The following is a 5,199-nucleotide window of genomic DNA, read 5'->3' as shown; positions in this document are numbered from 1 at the left end:
GGCCTTTTTTGTTTTTCAGGCAGCTTTTTTGGAATGACCGGCGGCATCTCAGACAGCCTTCCCCCACGCTTCTCCCATCATATCCACCAACACCCGCACTTTGGGCGAGAGCTGTTTGCGGCTGGGGTACACCGCCATCACGGGCACGGGTTTGGGTTGGAAATCGGATAAAACGCTTTTCAGGCTGCCTGCATCGAGGGCGGCCTGCACCAGATAATGTGGCAGCTGGACAATGCCGAACGCGGACAGCGCGAGTTCCAGCAGGGCTTCGCCGTTGTCGGCGCTGAAGCGTCCGCTGCCCTGAAAGGTGGTTTCTTTGCCTTTTTGCTGAAAACGCCAGCGGCTGACGCGGCCGCCGTGTAGGAAATGCAGGCATTGGTGGTGCGCCAAATCGTCGGGCGTTTGCGGCGTGCCGTGTTGAACGAGGTAGCCGGGGGCGGCGCAGGTGAGCATTTTTTGTTGCGCCACGGTGCGAGCGATCAGGCTGTCGAATTGGGGCGGGTTACCGTTGCGCAGAGCGAGATCGTAGCCGTCTGAAATCAGGTCGGCGTAGTCGTCGGTGAGTGAGAGTTCGACGCTGGTTTGCGGATAGCGGTGGAGAAAATCCGCCAACAGCGGCGGCAAGATGGTTTTGCCCAACACCAGCGGCGCGCTGATTTTCAGACGGCCTTGCGGCTCGATGCTGCGTTGGGCAAGGCATTGCTCGGCGTTTTCCAGCTCTTCCAACACGGCGGTGCAGCGTTCGTAAAACAGCCGCCCTTCGTCGGTGGGCGCAAGGTTGCGCGTATTGCGCTGCAAAAGGCGCACGTTCAACCGCGCTTCAAGGCGGACGATGCGTTTACCGATGGTGGAACGCGTGAGCCCGAGTTGTTTGGCGGCGGCGGTAAACGAGCCGCTTTTTACGCTGGCGACAAAGGCGGTCATATCGTTGAGATTGTTGAGTTCCATAAATTTTTCTTGCGCAGATCGGGCATTTATGCCCGACAAATACAGGTAAATTTAAAAACGTCGGGCATCAATGCCCGACCTACATTTGGTATTTTCTTGCCCGAGATTAGGGAAGCACATTCCCGAATAAAACAAATATACTTCATCCCGTGCAAAAACACATCACAAGGAGCAAAAAAATGACTGCGCTGAAATTACCCGAACGCCTGCAAAACCATCGCGGTTTCGCCCGCACTTTCCAACCGGGCAAACTCACATTGGGCCTGATTGCGCCATTCAAAGGCTATCCCGACAGCCCCGTGCCCGAAATGGACGACTTCGCCACCGTGATAAAAGCCGCCGACCAAAGCGGCATTGCCACGCTGTGGGTGCGCGATGTGCCGTTTTACGACCCGAGTTTTGGCGATGTCGCGCAGATTTACGACCCGTCGGTAACGCTGGGTTATCTCGCCGCGCTCACCCAAAACGTTGCGCTCGGCTCGGCGGGTTATGTTTCGCCCCTGCGCGAGCCGATTCTCACCGCCAAAGAAGCCGCATCGGCGGAACAAATCAGCGGCGGCCGCTTCCTGCTCGGCTTGGCCAGCGGCGACCGTCCCACCGAATACCCCGCCTTTGCCGCCGATTTCAACAACCGCGCCGAACGCTACCGCGAAGCGTGGCAAATCATCCGCCGCCTGACGCAGGAAAAATTCCCCGCGTTCAATAGCGAACACTACGGCAGATTCAGCGGCAATTTGGACTTGGTGCCCAAACCCGCACACGGTTTGCCGATGCTCGCCATTGGCCGCGCCCGCCAAGAGCTGGAATGGATTGCCCGCGAAAGCGACGCATGGATTTGGTACGGCATCGCCCCCGAAAAACTGGGCGACATCGTCAACACGCTCAAAGAATTGGGCGACGGCGAAACCTGGAAACCCTTTGGCGTGGCGAATTTCGTCGAACTCTTGGAAGACCCGAACGCGCCCGCCGAGTTCTACAATAACATCTACCTGCGCGGCGGCGCCAAAAGCATCGTCGAGTTTTGGCAGAAACAGCAGGCCGACGGCGTGGCACACATTACCGTGAACTTAAAACCCACACGGCGCGGCGCGCTGGAAACCATTCAGGATTTCGCCGAAAACGTGATACCGCATTTTGCGGTGTGAGATTTGGGGGTTTCAGGCAACCTGAAACGCCGTCTGAACGCCCCCTAGTCCTCCTTTATAAATGGAGGAGGGAACTTTTTAGGTTTTCAGGCTGCCTGAAATGCCGTCTGAAACCCTACGCGGCTTGGCAACGCTAGCGCGTGAAGCCGTAGCGCCTTATGCCAAAGCAGGTAAAGTGCGTTTTTATCAGAGTGGCGAAGAAGTCGTACCCGGAATGCGCTCGCGCCCCAGCCCCGGTCATACGCCTGGGCACAATGGCATCGAGTTCACTTCAAAAGGACAAACCATGCTGGTGTGGGGCGATTTGATGCACAACCACACACTGCAAATGCTTGATCCCGAAATCGCCATTGAGTTTGACAGCGACCCCAAACAGGCACGCGCCAGCCGCCAAGACGCGCTCAAAGATGCCGCCACACGTAAAATCTGGATAGCTGGCGCACATATGCCCTTCCCTAGCATCGGACACATCCGTGCCGAAAGCAACGGCGCTACACTTGGCTGCCGGTGGAATATACCCCGATCGAAATCGACGGCAAAGTGCAATAATTTAACAAAAACCGACCGCACTTTTCTTAGAGGAAGCCGTCAAATGACGACTTTTTTGTGTTACGGCGATTTTCCTTTATAATACAAAAATTTTTATGAATTAACAAAGGCAGGAATTATGGCGGTAGAAGCAGCTAACGGCGATTTATTGCACGTGGTGGTGTTATTGGGGGCGGCGGTAGTTGCCGTGCCGTTATTTAAACGTTTAGGTCTAGGCTCGATTCTGGGTTATTTGGCTGCGGGGCTGGTTATCGGACCCTTCGGATTAAAGCTCGTTACCGATTCCCACGCTATTTTGCATATTGCGGAATTCGGCGTGGTGATGTTTCTGTTTTTGATCGGGCTGGAAATGAAGCCGTCGCATTTATGGAAATTGCGTAATCAGATTTTCGGCTTGGGTACCCTGCAGGTGACGTTTTCCAGTCTGTTCCTTACCCAAATCGGGCTGGCTTACGGTTTTTCTTTAGTGATGTCGTTTATTTCGGCGGTAGGTTTTACACTCACCTCCACCGCAATGGTCATGCAGATTATGGACGAACGTCATGAAATCAGCACACCGCAAGGTCAGCGCATTGTCTCCATTTTGCTGTTTGAAGATTTACTGATTGTGCCCATGCTGGCGATTGTAGCATTTCTAGCACCCGATAATCCCAATGCCGTTGCCGATGCCGTACCGCTATGGCAGAAAATCGGTGTTGCCGCGCTTTCTTTGGCAGCGTTGATTGCGACAGGTATTTGGCTGCTCAATCCGCTGTTTAAAATTCTGGCAAAATCCAAAGCACGCGAGGTGATGACTGCCGCCGCGCTGCTGGTGGTACTCGGTGCGGCTTATTTAATGGAGCTGGGCGGTCTGTCTATGGCGATGGGTGCGTTTCTGGCGGGAGTGCTGCTGTCGGAATCCGACTTCCGTCATCAGCTTGAAGCGGATATCGAACCGTTCCGAGGCCTTTTGCTCGGGCTGTTTTTCTTAGCTGTCGGGATGTCGCTGGATGTGGCAACGGTGCTCAATAACTGGAAGGTAATTCTTTCCGCCACTGTACTGATGATTATCTTGAAATGCCTTGCCATTTATGGAGTGGCGCGTTTTGCCAAAGCAAGCCATCGCACCGCGATACACCGCGCCGTACTGATGTCGCAGGGCGGTGAATTCGCCTTCGTATTACTCGCCTCCGCTGCCGTACAACGGGCGATTAATGCGGAAGTGCTAGCGAATATGACGGCAATCGTGGTGCTCTCCATGATTATGACACCCTTCAGCGTTATGCTGTTCGACCGCTATTTCAAAGAACCCCGCGCAGCTGCGGAAGTGGATGATGTGGAAGAACATGCGGGCGAACTCAACGGCAACGTGCTGATTATCGGATTCGGGCGCATGGGGCAGGTGGTTAGCCAAATGCCGCTAGCCTACGGTGCCACCATTTCCATTCTGGACAACGATCCCGACACCATCAACGTCGCACGCGAATACGGTTTCAAAGTCTATTACGGCGAAGCCACCCGCGCCGACGTGCTGCATGCCTGCGGCGTAGAACACACCGACATCGTAGCGGTATGCGTGGACGACGGAGAAAGTGCGGTCAGAATTGTGGAAAATATTCATCATATCAACCCGAACGCCAAGGTGTTCGTGCGCGCCTGGGACAGACGCAATGCGCTGGCCCTAGTGAAAGCGGAAGCGGATTTCGTAGTGCGCGAAACCTTCTATTCTTCCATGAAAATGGGCGATGAAATCGTCAAGGCATTGGGTGCTAGCGTGCAGGAATTACGTGCCGTACACGACAAAGTACGCGACGCCGACAAAGAACGCTTCGCTTTGGAAATTGCCGGCAAGGAATTTGAAGGGCGCAGATTACTATTGGGGAATATAAAGAAAAATTCGTAAAATAGACCGCACTTTTGTAGCTGCAAGCGATGGAATTTAAGCGAAAAATTGCAAAAATTCCACCGCACTTTTTACGCCCGTTCGGAACGCAGGCGGTGTTGGCGGATGTTTTTCAGCAGGCGGAACAGTTCCGCCCACGCGGAGCGTTTCGGCTGCGGGGTGTTGCCTGTGCCGATGAGCTTCATTTGATAAGCATACCAGCCCAGTTCGAGAAAGCCGCCGAGCTTGCGATCGATGAATCCCAAGCCTGTGCGGACGGCGGGCAATTCCGCTTTTGCCAATCCGCCCGATAACATCCGTTGCGGCAAATCGGGAATGAGTGCAAATAGTATTTCAGACGGCCTTTTAAGGTTTCTACATCTATATTTTAGTCGGCGAACTGTTTTTTCATTCGTTCGCGTCGCTCTTGCGCTTCTACGGACAATGGCACAGCCTCTCCGATCCCGAACTCGAACACAGCCTCATCACCCGCATCGATTTCAACCTGTTTTGCTGTTTTGACGAGTTGAGCATCCCCGATTACAGCACCTTATGCCGCTACCGCAACTGGCTGGCGCAAGACAACACCCTGTCCGAACTGCTGGAACTGATTAACCGACAACTGACCGCAAAAGGCCTAAAAATAGAGAAAGCATCCGCCGCCGTCATTGACGCCACCATTATTCAAACCGCCGG

Annotated in this window: 5 protein-coding genes and 1 pseudogene; 4 read left to right on the top strand and 2 right to left on the bottom strand. The window is 54.2% G+C overall.

Features of this window, described 5'->3' with window-relative positions:
* Positions 1-48 precede the first annotated feature (48 nt).
* The gene (locus AC5M9B_RS04415) at positions 49-948 is read right to left on the bottom strand and encodes a LysR family transcriptional regulator (protein ID WP_487648305.1); all 900 of its coding nucleotides are present in this window, start codon (positions 946-948) and stop codon (positions 49-51) included.
* Positions 949-1,127: 179 nt separating this feature from the next.
* Between AC5M9B_RS04415 and AC5M9B_RS04410 the strand changes: the two genes are divergently transcribed.
* The 3 genes from AC5M9B_RS04410 (at position 1,128) to AC5M9B_RS04400 (ending at position 4,524) form a co-directional block, all read left to right on the top strand.
* Positions 1,128-2,093 (top strand): TIGR03571 family LLM class oxidoreductase, encoded by a 966-nt coding sequence (locus AC5M9B_RS04410; protein ID WP_003775714.1) that lies wholly within the window; start codon positions 1,128-1,130, stop codon positions 2,091-2,093.
* Positions 2,094-2,193: 100 nt separating this feature from the next.
* Positions 2,194-2,724, top strand: coding sequence for an MBL fold metallo-hydrolase (locus AC5M9B_RS04405; protein ID WP_487648304.1), 531 nt, complete (start codon positions 2,194-2,196; stop codon positions 2,722-2,724).
* 36 nt (positions 2,725-2,760) lie between these two features.
* The gene (locus AC5M9B_RS04400) at positions 2,761-4,524 is read left to right on the top strand and encodes a monovalent cation:proton antiporter-2 (CPA2) family protein (RefSeq protein WP_487648303.1); all 1,764 of its coding nucleotides are present in this window, start codon (positions 2,761-2,763) and stop codon (positions 4,522-4,524) included.
* Between the two features lie 71 nt (positions 4,525-4,595).
* Here AC5M9B_RS04400 and AC5M9B_RS04395 read toward each other — a convergent pair whose 3' ends face one another.
* The gene (locus tag AC5M9B_RS04395) at positions 4,596-4,820 is read right to left on the bottom strand and encodes a hypothetical protein (protein WP_033002664.1); all 225 of its coding nucleotides are present in this window, start codon (positions 4,818-4,820) and stop codon (positions 4,596-4,598) included.
* A gap of 122 nt (positions 4,821-4,942) precedes the next feature.
* On the opposite strand from AC5M9B_RS04395, the pseudogene AC5M9B_RS04390 reads away from it, so the two are divergent.
* Positions 4,943-5,199, top strand: a pseudogene (locus AC5M9B_RS04390) (transposase); the annotation flags it as partial.

It is taken from the genome of Neisseria flava (genome assembly GCF_982712965.1).
The sequence above is the reverse complement of the archived record's forward strand: the minus strand, read 5'-3'. Positions and strand labels throughout refer to the sequence as shown.

Excerpts from the sequence above, each read along its gene's own strand:
- AC5M9B_RS04415 (WP_487648305.1), bottom strand. The coding sequence starts at position 948 with ATGGAACTCAACAATCTCAACGATATGACCGCCTTTGTCGCCAGCGTA.
- AC5M9B_RS04400 (WP_487648303.1), top strand. The coding sequence starts at position 2,761 with ATGGCGGTAGAAGCAGCTAACGGCGATTTATTGCACGTGGTGGTGTTA.
- AC5M9B_RS04405 (WP_487648304.1), top strand. The coding sequence starts at position 2,194 with ATGCCGTCTGAAACCCTACGCGGCTTGGCAACGCTAGCGCGTGAAGCC.
- AC5M9B_RS04410 (WP_003775714.1), top strand. The coding sequence starts at position 1,128 with ATGACTGCGCTGAAATTACCCGAACGCCTGCAAAACCATCGCGGTTTC.
- AC5M9B_RS04395 (WP_033002664.1), bottom strand. The coding sequence starts at position 4,820 with ATGTTATCGGGCGGATTGGCAAAAGCGGAATTGCCCGCCGTCCGCACA.